Below are 19,351 nucleotides of genomic sequence, written 5' to 3' on the forward strand. Positions count from 1 at the left end.
AGACATAAGAAATACTAAAATAGGGTTTGGTTTATAAAAGTATATAAAAAATCGATTATTAAGTAACCGATTTTTTACCCTATTTTAAAAAATATTTCCGCGGATTAGCCTAAGTCAAAAACAATCTAATTATAAGATGGCTTAATTAAACAGAAATATTGATAAGTACCTAGGCCTTAAAAGATTGCAGGATATTTACCTGGATTTGCATCGTGCATCATCTGATAAATGGTTTCAATTACATCATCTACAGAAGGTTTACTAAAATAATCCCCATCCGAGCCAAATGGCGGACGGTGTGCTTTAGCCGTTAAGGTTTTTGGCTGTCCATCTAAATAGAAATAACCTTTTTGCTCTTCCAGTACTTTTTGGAGGATGTAAGCAGAAGCACCGCCCGGAACATCTTCATCTACCACCAATAATTTACTGGTTTTTGAAAGAGAAGCCACACAAACATGATTGGTATCGAAAGGTAATAGGGTTTGTGGATCTATAATTTCAACAGAAATGCCCAAAAGCGCTAGTTCTTCAGCAGCTTCCTGCACAATCCTCAATGATGAGCCGTAAGATACCACGGTAATATCGGTTCCTTCTTCCAATATTTCTGCTTTTCCCAAGGGAATGGTAAATTCACCAACGTTACTAGGCAGTTTTTCTTTTAAACGGTAACCGTTAAGGCATTCAATTACCACTGCAGGTTCATCGGCCCTAAAAAGTGTATTGTACATACCGGCGGCCTGGGTCATATTACGGGGTACACAAAGGTGCATGCCTCTTAGTGAGCCCAATAACATGCTTATTGGGGAGCCTGAGTGCCAAATTCCTTCCAAACGGTGTCCGCGTGTGCGCACAATAACCGGTGCTTTTTGGATGCCTTTGGTGCGGTAGGCAAGTGATGCCAGGTCATCGCTCAATACGTTAAGCGCGAAGATAAAATAATCTAAATATTGTATTTCGGCAATAGGTTTTAAACCGCGCATGGCAAGGCCTATCCCCTGTCCCATAATGGTCATTTCCCTAATTCCGGTATCGGTAATCCTTAACTCTCCATATTTGGCCTGTAAACCTGCAAAACCTTGATTTACATCGCCAATATTGCCTAAATCTTCCCCAAATGCTACCAAGCGTTGGTCGCGGGCAAAGTTTTCGTTAAAACAGGCATTTAATACTTCCCTGCCATCAACCATTTTCGAAAGGTCATCAAAAGTGGCATCTACAACAGGAATCATATCCGGACTTTCCTTACCGTCGGTATGTAGTTTGGAATTGTACCTATCGTAGTTAAGCGCATCCTGTTTTTTATACCATGCCAGCAGTTCATCACGTTCGGCCGAATGATAATTTGCAGAAAGGCGGATAGCTTTACGTGCGGCCGTAAAAACATCTTTTCTTTGTGCATCAGCCGTAGAAGCCAGCACCGCAGCAATTTTAGCAAGTTCTGGCTGGTGTTTAGCCAAGCCACCGATTAAATCAACTACCTGTTTTTGTTCTGGTCTGATACTATCTAAAAACTCGTTCCACGCTTCCTTCTGGGCATCACGGACAAAAATTTTAGCTTCTTTTTCAATCTCCTGAATTTCTTCTTCGGTAGCAATGGCCGAATCGAGCATCCAGGTACGCATTTTAAGGATACAATCGTGTTCTGTTTCCCAGGTTAAGCGGTCTTTGGTTTTGTACCTTTCGTGCGATCCAGAAGTAGAATGTCCCTGTGGCTGCGTAAGTTCGATCACATGGATCAGAACTGGAACATGCTCTTCACGGCATACATTAATTGCCTTTTCGTATACTTCGCACAAAGCCGGATAATCCCAGCCTTTTACTTTATAAATTTCATATCCGGGTTTCTCCGGTTCGCGCTGAAAGCCTTTTAAAACTTCAGAGATATCTTCTTTAGTGGTTTGATATTTAGCAGGAACGGAGATACCATAGGCATCATCCCAAATAGAAATGGCCATGGGCACCTGCAGTACACCAGCAGCATTAATCGCTTCAAAAAACACTCCTTCTGAGGTGGATGCGTTGCCTATGGTACCAAAAGCCACCTCATCTCCATTAACAGAAAAATGCTTTAAATAATCGAGTTCACTATTTTGCCTAAACAGTTTAGAAGCATAAGCCAAACCCACCAAACGTGCCATTTGACCACCAGTTGGAGAAATATCGGATGAGCAGTTTTTAATCTGCGTTAAATCGTTCCAGCTGCCATCTTCATTAACTGATTTGGTTGCAAAATGGCAGTTCATTTGCCTACCGCCCGAAAATGGGTCGGCTCCATCAGAGGGATTTGCATACAACTGTGCAAAAAATTCTTTAATTGTTGAAATACCGGTTGCGAAGGCAAAAGTTTGATCGCGGTAGTAGCCAGAACGCCAATCTCCGTTCTTAAAAGCTTTCGCCATAGCCACCTGTGGTACTTCCTTACCATCGCCAAAAATGCCAAATTTCGCCTTGCCCGTTAATACTTCCCTCCGACCCAAAACACTGGCCTGTCTGCTTTCAAAGGCTATTTTGTAGTCGTTTATAACAATCGATTTAAAATCATTAAAACTTAATTCAGAAGCATCAATAGCATTGGTAATCAATTTTTCATTCTGCATAGTAATCAAAGATTGGTTGCGGCAAATATATACAAAATTAAAAGTTTGCCTTTATCCTCTATTGTAAAATTATATATGGAATTGGAAAATATAATTGGAATAGTTTTTGTTTTAAATTGAAAACATTAAATTTGTTTTAGAAATTTAAAAAGTAAATTACAACCACATAACATGAAAAAGATCTTAGTATTATTCGCTTTTGTTTTAGGTTTTGGTATTGCTGCAAATGCACAAACTAAACCTGCTGAATTTAAATTTGAAACAGAAACCCACGATTTTGGTAAAATTGTTTTAAACAAACCAGTAACTTTCGATTTTAAATACACCAATATTGGCGAAGAGCCCCTAATTATCACTAAAGCTGAAGCAAGCTGTGGATGTACTGTACCAAAATACACTTCTACTCCATTGAAAAAAGGCGAAACAGGTGTAATTTCGGTAACTTTTAACGCAGCTGCTGGTCCATCTGCATTCTCTAAAGCAGTAACCATTACTTCAAATGCTAAAACGCCTATTAAAGTACTTTATATCAAAGGTGAAACTGTTGCCGCAACATCAAAGTAATTTTTAAACGATATTATTTTAAAAAGTCCCGATTTTCATCGGGACTTTTTTATTTTTGTGCCATGCCAAAAATTTCACAAAAAGGTGTGCAGATGCCTGCATCGCCAATCAGAAAATTAACTCCATTTGCAGATCAAGCTAAAAAAGATGGTAAAAAGGTTTACCACTTAAACATTGGCCAACCTGATATTGAAACGCCTGAAGGAATGCTGAACGCCATTAAAAACATTGATTTTGATGTTTGGGCCTACACACCGTCAGAAGGTACCCTTGCCTACCGCTTAAAACTTACTGAATACTACAATAAACTGGGTTATAACATTACGCCAGAAAATATATTGGTAACTGTTGGTGGCTCTGAAGCCATTACCATTGCCATGCAAACCTGTGTAAATGAAGGCGATGAAATTATCATTCCTGAGCCCTTTTATGCCAATTACAACGGCTTTGCCTGTATGAGCAACGTGGTGGTTAAACCTATTTTATCGTATATCGAAAATGGTTTCGCTTTACCTCCAATTGCTGAATTTGAAAAGCTGATTACGGAAAAAACCAAGGCTATTATTATCTGTAACCCTAATAACCCGACAGGTTATTTATACTCGAGAGAAGAACTTGAAGCTTTAAAAACCCTATGTGTTAAATACGACCTGTTTTTATTCTCGGACGAGGCTTACCGCGAGTTCTGCTATGATGGCAGGGAATTTATTTCGCCGATGCATTTAGACGGCTTAGATGAAAATGTAGTGATTATGGATACGGTTTCTAAACGTTACAGTGCCTGTGGTGCACGTTTGGGCTGTTTAATCACCAAAAATAAAGAAGTTATCTCATCCGGATTAAAATTTGCTCAGGCCAGGTTAAGTCCGGGTATGGTTGAACAGATTGCCGGTGCAGCTGCAGTGGATACACCAGACAGCTATTTTGAAAAGGTAAATACCGAATATACTTTGCGCCGCGATACTTTAGTTGGCCGTTTAAACAATATTGATGGTGTTTTTTGCCCTAACCCGGGTGGTGCATTTTATGTGGTGGCAAAATTCCCGATCGATGATGCGGATAAATTCTGTCAGTGGATTTTAGAAGAATTTAGCCATGATAACCAAACGGTAATGATGGCCCCTGCAACAGGCTTTTATTCTACACCGGGATCAGGAAAAAATGAAGTACGTATGGCCTATGTATTAAATACTGACGATTTAAATGCAGCTATGGACTGTTTAGAAATCGCTTTGCAACAATATCCTGGTAAACAAGGTTAATTGTTGAAACTGTTTAAATTGGTTAATTGTTAGAATAGCCCACCAGTTAACCGATTTAAACAATTAGCCAGTTAACCAATAAATTTGTATATTTGTACTTCTACTTTGCAATTGATAATTGATAATTGATAATTGATAATTGATAATTGATAATTGCAAACTGAAAACCCGGGGCCGTTCTTGGATTTGACAGGGTGGCGAAGGTTATGTTAGCATGCAGTGCGTTGTTCGGAGAGCACTTAAAGTGAACGATCACATTTTAGTTGGCGAAAATACTTACGCCTTAGCTGCTTAGTTTAGAACTAACTAGCTTTTGTCCCTCTAACTGCTGCATTGTTGGGTTAGAACCTGGGGCATCGAAACAACAAAGCTGGCTTTAAGGAGATACGACTTAAAGTGAGATAAAGTATCTAAGGATTTAAATAAGGTCGGTTTTCAGCCCGTTTATTTCCCTAAAATCAATTGAAAAATAAGCATGTAGAGGGTATAATTTATCTCACAACTGGACAAGGGTTCGACTCCCTTCGGCTCCACAAAGTAACTTAAAAATCAAATAGTTACACAATTAACACCCAATTTTACACCCACAAAAGTGTAGTTGGGTGTTTTTTTACACCTTAAAGATAGGTTTGTTTTGCATTATCGGTATACTTGTTTTTACATCTAAATTAGAATTCATCGCCGAGAATACGCACATTTGTCGATAAAGATTCCCAACATTATCTGAAAACTCAAATTTAAAAGTACAAGCTGCCCCTGATTTTTCACTAGAATACGTTGCAGATATCATCGTAGATACAATGCTATATTCACGTATAGGCAATTCCAAAGGAATTTTACTATCTATATAGAATTTCCAGCCTTCGAAAGTTGAAAAAATATCCAAAGTAACATTCTTAGCTACGCCATTAGTATTGCTAATCACAAATGACAAATCCAAATCATAATTTGATTTTGAGTTAATAACATTAGTATGTATTAATTCAACGGTATAAATAGGCTTGATTGTCTCTAGATATTTCCAAAGTTCAATTTTCTTTATTTCATATTGTGCATTAAACGTTCTAATCAAGTAGAATGCAGTAAGCATAGTAACTATTACCATTGCCCAATCAGATACAGTTCCCCAAGTATTTGAATTAAAAACCCCGAAATTATTAATATCCATTTATCTGTAAAAAAGAGTTAGAAACCTACCTAACACTAATGGATTAAAACTAAATAATATATTTCTTTCCTCTCCATTAATTTTAGTGTAATATGTATAGAATGATTTACCTTTTTCATTTTTATATTTCAAAATTAATCTCAATTCTTTGAGGCCTTTTGGCTTGTAGAACTCACTTGGTTCATTTTGCTTTAGCCCAGGATATATAACCCTTTGATCTCCTTCATATACCACATTTGCTAATTCTTCATAGGGGATTTCTTTTTTCATAGTAGAAGAGATATTTGAAAAATTATACTTTTCCAAATGGTTATTTTTATCTAACAATTTATCTGGATTATCTGAAAACTCATATCCTTCTATCTGGATAAAATTTAATTGTTCCGCAGTATGCTGAGAATTATTTTTAATTGAGATATCCATATTCCATGTAAAATCAAAAAACATCATCCCCCTAACCATTTGACTATATAACACGATTCCACTTGTTAAATATAATCTAGGTCTAATTTTAATGTACCTGTCATACTGAGTTTTTACTACCCACGTCACAACAGCAACTATTAAAGTGCTAAAAACCTTGTTTTCTATAATATCTTTAAATATTTTTTCTATCATAATTAAAAAATCACTTCCCTTTATAAAGATTTTGCACTATATCTGTAGGCATTGTCGGAGAACCATCATCTTTTAATAACCCTGACTCAGCTCTACTAAATAAAGATTGAATTATAAGCTGCTGCTGCTCTGGTGCAACTGCACTATTTTTAAGTAGCGACAGGTAGAAATAAGTTAGTGTATACCGTTCTTGGCAATCTCTTGCGAGATGGTAAGAGCTAAACATTACTTTTGACAATTGTTTTATTAGAAAAGCGATAAACGATAATATTGTTATATATATAATTGACCATCTAATTGCTGCACTCTTATCGTTACTAAAAAAACTAGCGTATATATCGGTTGGAGTTTTAAATAAAATAGTAGCTAATGACCATATTGTTATCGCAACTAAAAACAATGTGATTCCTAACATCCAATGACCCTGTATTTTAAGATTATCTCCCCGTTCTTTCCAGTATAATGCTGGTTCTTCCAGTTTTAGCTTCTGATTATAAGTTTCTTCTAAATCCTTGATTTTGCTTACAGATTCGTTATTAAATACTTCAAATTCACCTTTTGTGCTTATAAACCAATCAGAATAGAGTTTTTCTTTATCGGTTTTATATTGTTCAACTTCATCAAAGTACTCTTTAACAGATGTTTCTGTTTTGATAAGATGCTCATTTAAATCATGCTCTGATTGCGGTATTGCCTTTGCAAAATCATTCTTAAGTGTATTGATGCTTCTTCGCTCATTTGCAACTAAATCTTTTATTGTCCGATGATCTCGCATTCTTAATTCATAAGCAAGCAAATAACCGTTTAAAACATCAAAGGAAGTAAAATTACTATCGCTTGCATTTATCAAATATCTAAACGCACCGATTGCAATGTTTATATTATATTTCTCTAAATCAAAAATTAATTTTGCTTCGGAGCTATCTGCTGGAAAGATCATTTTACAGCTATTTTTATCAATAGTATTGCTGACAATGTACGACCAATATGAATCTAACGATACAGAATCTTCAATATTAGCCCTATCTTGTAAAAACTTCTCCGTTACATCTATAGCAGATTTAAAAAAGCGTTGTGAATTTTTTAAATTACTAGTACTCTCCAATTTTAGGTCAGTATATTTTTTTAATTGGTCATGCAGATAAAAAATAAAGCTTGGTAAACCGACGAATGTATTGGTGAATCCCGCGTTTGGAAATGATAATTCAATTGCTTTATTGTTAAACCACTCTGGATTTTTAGTTTCTGCTATTGCTTTCCTAAATTCATTTATTGTCATGAGCATTAATTTAAATGTTTATCATTCCCCTTTGGTGTTAATTGACTTAGAGGCTAGTAAAATTTTTGCTTTTGCTTCAGCCCTCTTTTTTTCTTTATTGTATTTTTCAAGTTTTTCATCCAAAATTAGCTCTATACCAACCTTAACTGTATCAAAGTAAGCTAAACATTCTTCTTCTTCAAGCTCATGAATTCCTTTACTTAAAATGCCATATAACTCAATATGTTCAACTAAAAATTCTGGTAAAAAATCCTTTAAAAAGACTATTTTTTCAGCCATCCGTTTTTTATTGAAGTCACCTTCTTCTATCGAAAATTCTTTTTTAAACTCCAAAAATGCTTCATAGATAAGGTTCTCAAATATCCTTCTTAAATAAACAAAACTCCCAATCCCAACACCATTTGCAGCTAATCCTATTGCCTTCGTAAATTCCTTTAAACTTTCCTTATTTAATAGTTTATTATACTGCTTAACATCAGAGATATGAAAATCTGCTACAGAAGGATATTGCCCAATTTTCATTATAAACCTTTCTTCTTGATTCCAAAATAAATAGAAGTTGAATTCAGAACGAGTCCTTTTACAGGTTAATAATATTTCCGGATTCACACTATATTTATAACTATCTACTATTACATCTTTATAGTTTGAAGTAGTTTCAAATGTTGTTTCAATTTTGTTTACAGGATTGTATCCTTCAATATCAGGAATTCTATAGGCATATATGTAGTCATTAAGCTCCCCCTTTTTTTCATAGAACAATTTGGTATAAAGCGGAGTATTCAAATAAAAATCAGCTGGTGAAATTTTAAGCATAGAATGTTAATTTTATTATCAAACCTAATAAATAGAATTAACTTTAAAAACGTCCGAATAGAATTAAAATAATAACGGTCATCTATAAGTAATCAAATAATAATAATTTTTCTTTTATATGTCATTATACTATATTTACTCTGCGTTGTAAGGTTGCGTATTTCGGCAAAAGTGTGCGGCCATTCTGCATTTAACCTGTTAAGCTGTTTCGCTTCAAAGTGATGGAGTATTTCGGAGCAAGCTGGTCGTTTTGATCCTTTGATCAAATATCTTTTCAATATCCAATTTCAACTATTCGTTTGCTGATAATTCAGTGTGTGATTAGCCTTGCTTAAAACTTGGGACATCATACTTCCTTACAGCTTGATTTAGCGCTTTATTCCCTAATCTTTGTGGATAGGGTTTCTTTAGCTTGAGCCATTCTTTGAGTGGACTTAAATCGAGTGTTTTAAAAGGGATAAAATTGAGGGGATAGAATTTGGTTTCGGAGGTGTATTTCTTCAGAGGGAAAGGAATGAAATATAAAATTTCCGGCAGCCATAATAGCGACCAGTTTGGTCCGAAATCGCTACGCTACTTTTGCCGGAATATGCAATTAGAGCAATAAATACTGCCAGATATATTCATAAAGGGAAAATCACAGAAATAGATGCCTTAAAAGAATTGAATATATTGCATCGATTATCTTCTCACCTTCAACTTCCTTTTATCATTTGGGGGATTATTTTACACCTCAAGTCGTTTGCATTAAATAAGGATACGGAACATTTCCAAAGGGAGATCATTAGTTTTATTGATAAGCTAATCAATAGCGGCGAAAGCGATATATTGGTTATCAGCCATTGGTTTGTAATGAGGGTGATCCGGAAAGAACTTATCAAACGTGGTTTTACAGGAGAAAATTTCAGCTCTAATGAGTATGGTAAAATTTACGTCTACAAAAAATAAGATCGCAAAAGAATACGTAATGTTTTTGAAAGGACTACCTCATTATTAGATTGCTAATATGTCCAAAATACAGCCAAATTATCTCAACTAAAAGTGTAATATTAGGTCTGGTTTCACTAAAATCAGAACTCCACTAGAATCAGATCGCCAATCTCATAAAAAATAAATAACTAGTCATCAACAACTTGAATACTTATTTAAAAATCCACAAACCAATTAAACTACCCGCATTAAACTAGGGCGCTTTCCGCTTTCTCCAATTTCGCAAGCAATATTGCCTTCACTGATGTAAAAGTATAATCGCGCGCCTCGGCAAAAGAAATTCCATACCTGCGTGTAATCGAGGTCAGTTCTGTCGGGAAAGCGGAGAGCAATTTGTCATAATACCCATCCAATATTTCGTTTGAGGGCAATGAAAATCCAAGCGAAAGCTGGAAACGGCGCAACAATGCCGGATCAATGAAAGACTGGTGATTGGTAGCACAGATCAACAACGCATCTTGAGGGAAGTAATCAATAAGCTGGATCATGCTGTTGATGAGCCTGCGCAACTCTCCAACATCGCGGTCATCAATGCTTCTCACCTTTCCGATCTGATCAAACTCATCCAAAAAAAGGACTGATTTATCTTTGGCTGCCTTATCGAACACCGTTTTAATATTTTGTGCTGTTTCTCCTACACGTGCGCTAATTACATTGCTTAAATTAAGGATCAGCAGTTTTTTTCCCAGTGCAGCGGCAATTGCTTTGGCTGCCGTGGTTTTTCCACATCCCGAACTTCCATGTAGCAGTATTTTATTATCTAAAGGAAGACCATACTGCAGCAGTTCTTCCGCGAATCTGTGTTCACGGATAAGCTGATCCAGTTTTGACCGGTTAGCTGGCTCAAGAATGATATCATCCAATAAAATATGTTGTTTATCGGAAATAATGAGATCGGATATGAACATGTATCGCTTTCTTTTAATGGTTTTTGCGCTGCAAAGATATAAACATAAAATAATTGAATAATGGTGCAGTTTGCAGTAAAATGTATGGTCCAGCTTTCTACTTAAAGTTTTGTGGTATTTTTATATTGCTTCAGCAAACAAGACATTTATTATCGTATCATTTGTAAATAGGTCCGGGATGGAGCACTAAGCATCAAAATCGATTCAACGACCAGTTTTGCCATTTTACCGAAATTATTGCGATTTATAGAAAATACTTACAGACATTTAGCTCAATACAAACAGTTTTTTAACCCATTTAAACTTAAGCCATATGGAAAATGAAGGAGCATCGGTTGTGATAACACATCATATACAGGAGGGTAAACAAAAAGAATATGAAAAGTGGCTCGATGAAATCGTGCCGGTAACTAAACAGGCGCAAGGCTTTATTGATCTGCAGATGGTAAAGCCAATTCCTAAACTAACATTTGTTTATACCGTTATTATCCGGTTTGATACGATCAACAATCTAAAAAACTGGATGGAATCTCCACACAGAAAAAGGTTTATTGATCAGGCAAGTTCCTTTTTGAGGAAAAATGACCGGTACCAAATCAACTCTGGATTGGATTTTCTTTTTAGCCCACAAAATGAAAGTGGTAAGGTGCCGGTCCGCTGGAAACAGTATCTAGTAACCTGGTCGGCAATTTATCCGTTATCGTTGTTCATTCCGCTATTGGTTTTTCCAATTTTAAGGTGGCTGCACATCCCGCTTTATCATTATTTAGATGCCTTAATCAGTTCGGGCTGTATAGTTTTGTTAATGGTATACGTGGTGATGCCCAGTTACACCAAATTGATAAAAACGTGGCTTTATAAACAATAGCAATTACTAAGGGATCTATTTATCCTTAACTATCCTTTTCATTAGCTTAACCATATATTGTGCCGTTTACCGAATTATACCGCCTAAAGACCTCATTCTGCTGTAGGTTTAGCATTAGAAACATTTAAACACCTAAACATGTCACTATAACCAACCGTCAGCAATACCGACCATTTACAGGGCAACCACAAAGCCAAACTGGTAATTGTAGAATATGAAGATTATCAATGCCCATACTGTGGTGCCGCCTATCCTATTTTAAAAGAATTATTGAGCAAATTTGGCAATCAGGTTGAATTTGTATTTAGAAATTTCCCGCTTTCCGAAATGCACCAATATGCACGTCCGGCTGCCATTGCCGCGGAAGCAGCTGCTTTACAGGGTAAATTTTGGGAAATGCACGGTGCCATTTACGAAAACCAAAGATACCTAAGCGAGCATTTTCTCTTTACATTGGCAGAAAAGTTGGGTCTAAATCTTGAACAGTTTAGCAATGACCTTTAAAAACCGGCACTGGCAGAAAAAATTGATAATGATTTTGAAAGCGGTGTTAGTAGTGGCGTAAATGGTACACCCTCATTCTTTGTTAACGGCAAAAAATTTAATGGGGGTGCAGAAGATCTGTTTGACCTGTTTACCGCTAACGCAGAATAGTTACCTCCTAAAAAAGTTTAATACCCCGCAAAATGCGATGAGTACATTTAGCAACAATCAGCCAAAAAAAATGCGGAGTACCATGCTCCGCATCATAACAATTACACTCACATGTCAAGCTTGACTTCCATCCACACTAAATTGTTATCGGCTACATTAACCGGAATTTAAGCTTAAAGTTTTTAAATCTAGATAATCATACACGCATAAATCCATTGGGATATTTATTGTGGTATACTTCAATAAAAACAGCTAAGCATATTGCATGAAACTGATTTCCGTTAATCTGTGGCCAGCATTTGCTGATGCATGTCTATTATCGCGCGTAAGGATTACCAGAATTTCATTTTTCCAATAAGCGGCTTCTCTATTATGAGTTACCGAATTGTAGGTACTGCCGGCCACAGGCGTATATATTTTTCATTTTTATTTATTGACCGTACATTGTAAGACCGCATTTAATTTTTCTGGATAAAAAATACTCCATGAAAGCGCTGTTTTTAAAAAGCTAAAGCATCTTTACCAAATTTCCAAGCTGCTTAAGTTTAAAATCGATTTCATCTGTCCATGGCATGCCCATGCAGATCCTCAGGCAGTTATGGAACTGATCCTGTAAGGTAAACATCCGCCCCGGCGAAATACTTATTTTTTGTTTCATGGCCAGATCGTAAAGTTTTACGGTATCGGTGTCCTTTTGCAGTTCAACCCAAATGGCAAGGCCGCCCTGTGGTCGGCTTATTTTCGTTCCCGCCGGAAAATAAGCTGCAATGGCGTGGCTAAAGCGCTGGTAATTCCCCATCAGGGTACGGCGCATTTGGTGGATATGCATATCGTATCGTCCACTTTTAAAGAAATTGCCAACTACCTGATGAACCAATGAAGGGGTAGCAATGGCATGTACAAGTTTCAGTTTCAATATTTTATCCTTGTATTTTCCAGGGGCTACCCAACCTACCCGGTAGCCTGGGGCAAGTGTTTTTGAAATGGCACTGCACCACAGTACATTCCCCTCTGTATCAAAAGCTTTGCAGCATTTAGGCCTTTGCGATCCGAAATACAGATCGCCGTACACATCGTCTTCTATTAGGGGAATATTGTGTTTAGCCAATAGTTTTACCACTTCTTTTTTATGCTCATCGGGCATGCAACTGCCTAAAGGGGTATTAAAATTAGGGATAAGCACGCAGATGTTAATTTGGGAAACCAATTTTTTCAGTGCCTCAATTTCAATACCGGTAACCGGATGGGTAGGCAGTTCGAGTACTTTAAGACCGAGGCTAATGGCCAGTTGAAAAATTCCGGGATAGCAGGGACTTTCAATGGCAACGGTATCGCCTGGCTTTGCCAAAGCCATCATACAGAACGAAAGCGCTCCCATCCCACCGCTTGTGGTAACCAGATCATCTTCACTTAAATTACCTCCCCAAGCCAATGAGCGTACGGCCACCATTCTACGCAGCTGTACATTACCCTGAAGCGGTTCGTAGGCTGTACCTCCCTGCAAATATCTACTGGCCTGAAGGATTTCTTTTTGCAGTTTGGCCAAGGGCAAGAGGTTACCAGAGGGAATACCGATTGAAAAATTTGTAATGTCATTTTGGCCCAGGCTCGAGTAAACCTTCGTAATTAACTCATTTGGTTCGTTATTACCAGGTACTAAGGTGGGTTTGCTTATCCCCGGCAAGGGAAGGCGCTGTACCAAGCGGTTACTCACAAAGAAACCAGATTGTGGTTTTGGATCGATCAGCGATTGGGCTTCGAGTTCTAAAAAAACCCTTTTGGCTGTATTCATTCCAACAGCATGTTCTTTACAGAGCATTCTCACCGAGGGAAGCTTATCGCCAACCTTCAAAATACCATTTCTGATCTGGGCCGCTATCCCATCCGCAATTTCATTGTACCGATAATTTTTTTTCATATTAAACTGTATCCATTCAAATATACAAAACTGATACTGTATTTACTTATTTCTCTTTGGCACTTTTGGATAAGCAATTTTTTAAAATATGATTACCACAACAACTGGTAGCGTGGCTGCCAATAAAATTTCGAGCGGATGGTTAAATGGATTTATAGGTGTACTGATTTTTAGCGGTTCTATGCCAGCCACAAAAATTGCCGTGATGGATATGAGCCCTATTTTCGTAACTGTTTCGCGGGCCACCATAGCGGGCATAGTTGCACTAGTGGTGTTGTTGTTGCTTAAGGAGAAATGCCCTGCCAAAGGCAGTTTAGGCTCATTGTTTATTGTGGCTTTCGGTGCCGTAATCGGCTTTCCGTTATTGAGTGCACTGGCGCTGGCACACATCAGTTCGGCACATTCGCTGATATTTTTAGGTTTATTGCCCTTGGTAACGGCCGTATTTGCTGTATGGCGTGGTGGAGAAAAACCAAAACCGGTTTTCTGGTTTTTTTCGGTATTAGGCAGTTTATTGGTAATTGGCTATGCGGTTTATCAGGGCATTAATGCATCGCCTATTGGTGATCTGTTGATGTTATCAGCCATTGTGCTCTGCGGATTGGCTTATGCCGAAGGTGCACGCCTATCTAAAACCCTTGGTGGATGGCAGGTTATTTCGTGGGCACTGGTTATTTCTCTTCCATTGATGCTCCCACTGGTTTTTGTTTTTAAACCTGTTTCGCTTTCGGCTGTCAGCACAGGTGCATGGCTGGGTCTATCTTATATTTCATTGTTCAGCATGTTTATCGGTTTCATTTTCTGGTACAAAGGACTTGCACAGGGCGGTATTGCAACTGTGGGACAGCTTCAGCTGCTCCAGCCTTTTTTCGGGCTGGCACTTGCAGCCACACTGCTCCATGAAGAAGTGAGTTTAAATATGCTAGCGGTTACCATCGGCATTATCCTTTGTGTTGCCGGTTCAAAAAAGTTTGCAAAATAAAATCAATAAAACATTATGAAAATAGCTAACAGTACCAGAGCAGATATCACAGAAATTTTTAGGCTGTACGAAAGCGCAACAAATTTCCAGAAAACAAAATACACCCTTCATTGGCCAAAATTCGAAACTTCACTGGTCGAAACTGAAATTGAGGAGAATAGGCAGTGGAAAATAACCATCGATGGAAAAACTGCCTGTGTATGGGCAACTACATTTGATGATCCGCAGATATGGGAAGAACGTAATGCTGATCCGGCCGTTTATATACACCGCATTACCACCAATCCTGAATTTAAAGGTCAAAATATGGTGGCTACGATTGTTGCCTGGGCTAAAGAATATGCCAAGGCCAATAATAAAACTTATGTGCGCTTGGATACTGTTGGCCAAAATGAAGGCCTGATTAATCATTACATCAAAATGGGCTTTAATTTTCTTGGATTGTATAATTTAAAGCATACAGACCAATTGCCCAGCCACTACCATGGCAACCCAGTTAGTTTATTTGAAATTTTAATTTAATGGCAGTTGGAATTGTTTTGATTTAGATAAATACAATGGACTTATCTTATCGGATTAACACATTTTAATCTTTTAACACGCTCGAAGTCACTTAAGTTGCGGGTATAGATTTCGAGGTTATGAATTAAGGCAGTAGCAGCAATAAGACTGTCACCTAATTTTAGGTTATAGTTTTTACGAATTTCGATAGCCTTGTCAAATATGTCCTGATCAGGACGAATGATTGGTACATAGTCAAAAATATCCTTAAAGTACTTTTCTTCCTCTTTCTTTAACGCATGATAACCGAGCACTTCAACCCGGGATATTTCTGAAAGCACGCAAAATTCACTAACAATTAATGCTCTTAAGTATTCGTAGGTATTTGAATACGAGTAAATAATTAAATTACTATCTAAAAGAAAAGCCATAGCTACGAAAAGGGTAGCTCACGGTCAGCTCTCTGATTTTGTTCCCATTCAGCAGCATCGCCAAAAGATGAAGGAGCTGAAGCTTTAAAATTAAGGATACGATTTTTGAGATTAACTTTCGCTGTACTGTTAAAATCAATATTTTTCTTTTCAATAATCACGTTTAACTGTTTTGCCAAAGCAATAATTTTTGCAAGACTTTCTTCGTTATTTGATTTTAAAGTGAGCTCCATAGTATAATTATGATGAGGTACATACAAAAATACTAAAAATAAAGCTTTCAGTATATACGGTATGATAAAAACGTTATACAGTGGCCTTTATTTTGACTGCAGTATATAAGCCAGCAACAATACGGGAATAATATCGTTATATTTTTCACTAAAAAATCAGGTTAAAAATGCATTTCACCACATAAAAAACCAGTTTCGCCACACTTATAAAGAAAACAACTGAAAAAGGATTACGTTAATACCAACTGTTAAACCAAGGTATGGACGATGAACTTTTAAACTTTAAGCAGATAATCGATAATCAGCTTTACAATACTGCAGCCCAGCATCAAGATGTCGGTATGCTTGTTAAAGAAATGAAACTTCAATCGGCCAAGCTGCTTACTTCCATACAGAAAAATATATCAGACCTGGAACCAGCAAAAGGCAGGCAATATATCCTGCAATACCAAAAAACATTGGCACAACTGCTGACTGAGCTGGAAAAGTTAACAGAAGACGCATGCTTGAGCCTACCAGTAAAAACAAGCAGTTTGGAGATTTTTATACAAACATCCGCACAATTGATTGCTGATCTTGAATACTATTTCCCCCACTATTTTGATTACGGCGCTGTGCTACCCAAATGTACCTTAAACTGCTTCAACACAAAACTGAAAACAAAAATTAGTGATCTTCAGGTAAAACTGGAAACCAGGGGCGTAGATATAGAGACTTTGCAATTCTTCCGCACCTTATCAAAAAGCTTGATTTCCGAAAACAAAGCCATAAACTATCAACAAAAGATTTATCTGGAAAACTTTCTGGATGAATTTAACACTCAGCTTCAAACAATTGATGGGCTGCCTGAAATACTGGATGTTATACTGATCACCGTATCTTTGAATTTCAACCACCCGGCAGTTTATTACTTTTGTTGTGCATATTTTAACCAAGAGATGGATAAATGTGAAAGCATTTCCCAGCAATATAAAATGCTTAATTTTCTAAAGAAAACATTTAAGCAGATTTTTAGCCTATCTGCCTCCAGTTACAACAGCAGCCTACCCGCTATTAACGAATCGCTACAGCGGTATATCGAGGCAGAACTGGATTACATGAAATCGCTTGAAATCACTGCCGATGACCTGCGTGCCAACGGCTTAATGGATCACAACTTTAAAGTTACGTTTACTGTTCGGCAGCTCGCTATTTTTATCCATTTACAGGTTGAAGCCAAAATTATTGAATCACAAAGCCCTAAGGTACTTCACAGCTACATTACCAAACATTATAGCACGGTAGAACAAGAAAATATCTCTGAAAAAAGCTTCAAGAACGCATACTATGGAAACGTGGGGAAGGATGTAGAAAAAGTGATCGATAAAATTGCCATCATGCTGGCACTTGCCCAAGAAAAATATTAGCTGAGCAGGTATAATAACCCTTTACGGTTTAAAAATCCCACAAATTCAAAATACCAATGCTCGGAGTAATCCTCACGGGTGTGCATATCTACCTGATCTGCCGAAAGAATATCCTGTAAGGTAAAAAAGCCCATCAGCTTACTTCTCAGTTTAAAAGATTCGCTTAAGGGGAGTTCTGCTATCGGCAGATTGACCAGAAATAAATTTGATGCGGCGGAACTGTCCATAAAAAAGCGTGGGTTAACCCGATATCCGCTTTAGAGGCACCGCAAAGAGCCCACAACACAAGATAAACTGGTACCCACGCGTAGCGCAGGCAACCCTCTATTTTTTCCTGTGTTGTTTGAAATTTTGCGGTTTTCTAAAACAGTAAAATAGCGATTGCTATAATATCATATATGTAAATAATTCTTATTTCATGCCCCAAATATAGGGTAATTAAGGGCTTCATCCTTTTAAAACAAAAAAATAATAAGGTTGCTGTTGGTTGCTTTATCAGCAACTTGACAACCAAGGTAATACCTCTTTCTTTGTAAAAAACAAAAGCTTATGGAAATAGCGCATTATTTAAAGGCCCTTAATGCTGTGCACCAAATACCCCGCGGTTTAAGCGCCTACCTATCTCATAGCTTGAATGAAAGCTTATGCGCAAAGCATATGAAAATAGGACATGCTGAAGGGCATGGCATGTATCTGGCTAACATTGGTAAGGGAAGCGCAAAACTATATGCAGTGGATAAAGAAACCCACGAAGAGCACATTATTGAGTTTTTTCTGCCTGGTGATTTTCTCCCTATCCTTACCAATCTGCCTTCTTTTGATGATCAACAGCTATTTATTGAATTTTTGGAAGACAGTTCAGTGTTAAGCATTAATGAAAAACATTTCAGTTACCTCCCTAAACTTTTTAGTGAATGTACCTTGCTTTACCATAAAATCTATTTTACCCACTTTCTTTCTCTATCAAAACGAAGCGCATCAATAAAAGCCCTGACTGCCGAAGAAAGGTTCCAAAAGCTTCTGCTAATTCGACCTTCATTATTCAATCTTGCCTCGGTCAAAGATCTTGCTTCTTATCTAAGCATGCACCCCAATACCTTAAGTATGCTTAAAGCAAAAAAATAATCTCTTACAGATTAGGTTTATGCTTGGGGTAAACTCTGCATTATCATTGCTGGATATTAACTGGCAGAAGAATCAGATTGCGAGATTCAAACCATGAAATAACGATAATGAGAACCGCTCCTCCTTCCAGCCTCGCCCAAAAACTGATTTCCGGTGCACTGATCATCTTATGGGTGTACACTGCGCTTTCCAAGATATCAGAATTTAAGGAATTTGCTGCCCAGTTGAACAATCAGGTATTCGATAAAAAATGGACGCCTTTTCTCATCTGGTTTTTACCGGGCATTGAACTATTCGCGGCGGGGCTGTTGTTGTTTAATGAGACCAAAAAATATGGCCTTTTATTATCCACAGTTTTATTGTCAGTATTTACAGTATATATTGCCATGGTGGTACTCCATGTTTTCAACCGCACTCCCTGCTCATGCGGCGGTGTACTTAAAAATCTAGGTTGGAAAAATCACCTATTCTTCAACTTATTTTTTCTTCTGCTCTCTATCATCGGAATAATTGGTATTAACCCAAAAAGAAAGGAGGAAATGGCATAATTATGACAAACCGGAAGCTTTGACCACTCCTCGGCAATAATCAACAATCTACCCCATCACATGCATGGTCAAAAGAGTTGCATATGGTAGTATGGGCCAGTAAGGCTTAACCAATTAAATTGAAAAAAAAATGAAAAAAATCTTTAACCGTATCCATTTTGGTGCTGTAGCAGTACTAATTGGTGCCTCTTTAGTTTTAACACAAAGTGCGTTTACACCGGCAAAACAGAACCGCCTTCATGAACAGTTTGGCAGATTAGGAGGTGCCTGGGTAAAATTGTCGGATTACAATCCGGAGGAATATGAAATCCAGTGTAATGAAGTTGAAAATCCCCCTTATTGCAAGGGATATTTTGATACGACAACCAACCCGAACCCTGCACCAAGCGACACGCCATTATCAACTGAGCCGATAGATTACGGTATGCTTACCATAACACCGATCCAATAAATGATTAGGGAGCGCCCAAATCACGCTCCCGA

The 19,351-nt window shown here is 37.5% G+C and carries 20 protein-coding genes, 1 other RNA gene and 1 pseudogene; 12 read left to right on the forward strand and 10 right to left on the reverse strand.

Going from position 1 to position 19,351, the window contains the following annotated elements; all coding sequences use genetic code 11:
* Positions 1-176: 176 nt before the first annotated feature.
* Entirely contained in the window at positions 177-2,597 is a 2,421-nt protein-coding gene (locus ACS5PU_RS21075) for an alpha-ketoacid dehydrogenase subunit alpha/beta (RefSeq protein WP_439461146.1), read from the reverse strand.
* A gap of 171 nt (positions 2,598-2,768) precedes the next feature.
* On the opposite strand from ACS5PU_RS21075, the gene ACS5PU_RS21080 reads away from it, so the two are divergent.
* From ACS5PU_RS21080 to ssrA, 3 genes are all read left to right on the forward strand, one after another.
* Positions 2,769-3,161 carry a DUF1573 domain-containing protein gene (locus ACS5PU_RS21080; protein WP_439461147.1) on the forward strand — a complete coding sequence of 131 codons (393 nt, stop codon included), beginning with the start codon at positions 2,769-2,771 and terminating at the stop codon, positions 3,159-3,161.
* Positions 3,162-3,223: 62 nt separating this feature from the next.
* Positions 3,224-4,423: a pyridoxal phosphate-dependent aminotransferase gene (locus ACS5PU_RS21085; RefSeq protein WP_439461148.1), complete on the forward strand. Its 1,200-nt coding sequence runs from the start codon at positions 3,224-3,226 to the stop codon at positions 4,421-4,423.
* A 170-nt stretch (positions 4,424-4,593) separates the two neighbouring features.
* Positions 4,594-4,959, forward strand: a transfer-messenger RNA (tmRNA) gene (gene ssrA, locus ACS5PU_RS21090).
* Between the two features lie 74 nt (positions 4,960-5,033).
* Here the strand turns inward: ssrA and ACS5PU_RS21095 are convergent.
* The 4 genes from ACS5PU_RS21095 to ACS5PU_RS21110 are packed head-to-tail and all read right to left on the reverse strand — an operon-like array spanning position 5,034 to position 8,304.
* Entirely contained in the window at positions 5,034-5,591 is a 558-nt protein-coding gene (locus ACS5PU_RS21095) for a hypothetical protein (RefSeq protein ID WP_439461149.1), read from the reverse strand.
* A complete protein-coding gene (locus ACS5PU_RS21100; protein ID WP_439461150.1) occupies positions 5,592-6,209 on the reverse strand; it encodes a hypothetical protein in 618 nt (205 codons plus the stop codon). It lies immediately after the preceding gene.
* Between the two features lie 10 nt (positions 6,210-6,219).
* Entirely contained in the window at positions 6,220-7,488 is a 1,269-nt protein-coding gene (locus ACS5PU_RS21105) for a DUF6161 domain-containing protein (RefSeq protein ID WP_439461151.1), read from the reverse strand.
* Positions 7,489-7,509: 21 nt separating this feature from the next.
* Positions 7,510-8,304: a hypothetical protein gene (locus ACS5PU_RS21110; RefSeq protein WP_439461152.1), complete on the reverse strand. Its 795-nt coding sequence runs from the start codon at positions 8,302-8,304 to the stop codon at positions 7,510-7,512.
* 579 nt (positions 8,305-8,883) lie between these two features.
* Between ACS5PU_RS21110 and ACS5PU_RS21115 the strand changes: the two genes are divergently transcribed.
* Positions 8,884-9,252 (forward strand): hypothetical protein, encoded by a 369-nt coding sequence (locus tag ACS5PU_RS21115; RefSeq protein ID WP_439461153.1) that lies wholly within the window; start codon positions 8,884-8,886, stop codon positions 9,250-9,252.
* A gap of 230 nt (positions 9,253-9,482) precedes the next feature.
* Here ACS5PU_RS21115 and ACS5PU_RS21120 read toward each other — a convergent pair whose 3' ends face one another.
* Positions 9,483-10,202 (reverse strand): AAA family ATPase, encoded by a 720-nt coding sequence (locus ACS5PU_RS21120; RefSeq protein ID WP_439461154.1) that lies wholly within the window; start codon positions 10,200-10,202, stop codon positions 9,483-9,485.
* Positions 10,203-10,515: 313 nt separating this feature from the next.
* Between ACS5PU_RS21120 and ACS5PU_RS21125 the strand changes: the two genes are divergently transcribed.
* Together ACS5PU_RS21125 and ACS5PU_RS21130 are read left to right on the forward strand one after the other, a co-directional pair.
* Positions 10,516-11,070: an antibiotic biosynthesis monooxygenase gene (locus ACS5PU_RS21125; protein ID WP_439461155.1), complete on the forward strand. Its 555-nt coding sequence runs from the start codon at positions 10,516-10,518 to the stop codon at positions 11,068-11,070.
* A 174-nt stretch (positions 11,071-11,244) separates the two neighbouring features.
* Positions 11,245-11,574 (forward strand): annotated as a pseudogene (locus ACS5PU_RS21130) (DsbA family protein); the annotation flags it as partial.
* Positions 11,575-12,232: 658 nt separating this feature from the next.
* Here ACS5PU_RS21130 and ACS5PU_RS21135 read toward each other — a convergent pair.
* Positions 12,233-13,642, reverse strand: a complete 1,410-nt coding sequence (locus tag ACS5PU_RS21135; protein WP_439461156.1) for a PLP-dependent aminotransferase family protein — start codon at positions 13,640-13,642, stop codon at positions 12,233-12,235.
* An 88-nt stretch (positions 13,643-13,730) separates the two neighbouring features.
* Here ACS5PU_RS21135 and ACS5PU_RS21140 point away from each other — a divergent pair, with 88 nt between their 5' ends.
* Positions 13,731-14,624, forward strand: a complete 894-nt coding sequence (locus tag ACS5PU_RS21140; RefSeq protein ID WP_439461157.1) for a DMT family transporter — start codon at positions 13,731-13,733, stop codon at positions 14,622-14,624.
* 15 nt (positions 14,625-14,639) lie between these two features.
* Positions 14,640-15,146, forward strand: coding sequence for a GNAT family N-acetyltransferase (locus ACS5PU_RS21145; protein ID WP_439461158.1), 507 nt, complete (start codon positions 14,640-14,642; stop codon positions 15,144-15,146).
* Between the two features lie 41 nt (positions 15,147-15,187).
* On the opposite strand, the gene ACS5PU_RS21150 is transcribed toward ACS5PU_RS21145, so the two are convergent.
* Both ACS5PU_RS21150 and ACS5PU_RS21155 read right to left on the reverse strand, forming a co-directional pair.
* Entirely contained in the window at positions 15,188-15,556 is a 369-nt protein-coding gene (locus tag ACS5PU_RS21150) for a type II toxin-antitoxin system VapC family toxin (RefSeq protein WP_439461159.1), read from the reverse strand.
* Between the two features lie 2 nt (positions 15,557-15,558).
* Positions 15,559-15,789: a hypothetical protein gene (locus tag ACS5PU_RS21155; protein WP_439461160.1), complete on the reverse strand. Its 231-nt coding sequence runs from the start codon at positions 15,787-15,789 to the stop codon at positions 15,559-15,561.
* A gap of 260 nt (positions 15,790-16,049) precedes the next feature.
* Here ACS5PU_RS21155 and ACS5PU_RS21160 point away from each other — a divergent pair, with 260 nt between their 5' ends.
* Entirely contained in the window at positions 16,050-17,195 is a 1,146-nt protein-coding gene (locus ACS5PU_RS21160; RefSeq protein WP_439461161.1) for a hypothetical protein, read from the forward strand.
* Here the strand turns inward: ACS5PU_RS21160 and ACS5PU_RS21165 are convergent.
* Complete coding sequence (locus ACS5PU_RS21165; protein WP_439461162.1) at positions 17,192-17,422, reverse strand: hypothetical protein; 231 nt, start codon at positions 17,420-17,422, stop codon at positions 17,192-17,194. The genes ACS5PU_RS21160 and ACS5PU_RS21165 overlap by 4 nt on opposite strands.
* A gap of 403 nt (positions 17,423-17,825) precedes the next feature.
* Here ACS5PU_RS21165 and ACS5PU_RS21170 point away from each other — a divergent pair, with 403 nt between their 5' ends.
* From ACS5PU_RS21170 to ACS5PU_RS21180, 3 genes are all read left to right on the forward strand, one after another.
* Positions 17,826-18,320, forward strand: a complete 495-nt coding sequence (locus ACS5PU_RS21170) for a Crp/Fnr family transcriptional regulator (RefSeq protein WP_439461163.1) — start codon at positions 17,826-17,828, stop codon at positions 18,318-18,320.
* Between the two features lie 107 nt (positions 18,321-18,427).
* Positions 18,428-18,868 (forward strand): MauE/DoxX family redox-associated membrane protein, encoded by a 441-nt coding sequence (locus ACS5PU_RS21175; RefSeq protein ID WP_439461164.1) that lies wholly within the window; start codon positions 18,428-18,430, stop codon positions 18,866-18,868.
* A 130-nt stretch (positions 18,869-18,998) separates the two neighbouring features.
* A complete protein-coding gene (locus tag ACS5PU_RS21180) occupies positions 18,999-19,319 on the forward strand; it encodes a hypothetical protein (protein ID WP_439461165.1) in 321 nt (106 codons plus the stop codon).
* Positions 19,320-19,351: the final 32 nt, after the last annotated feature.

It is taken from the genome of Pedobacter sp. GSP4, from assembly GCF_051857575.1.
GTDB lineage: Bacteria > Bacteroidota > Bacteroidia > Sphingobacteriales > Sphingobacteriaceae > Pedobacter.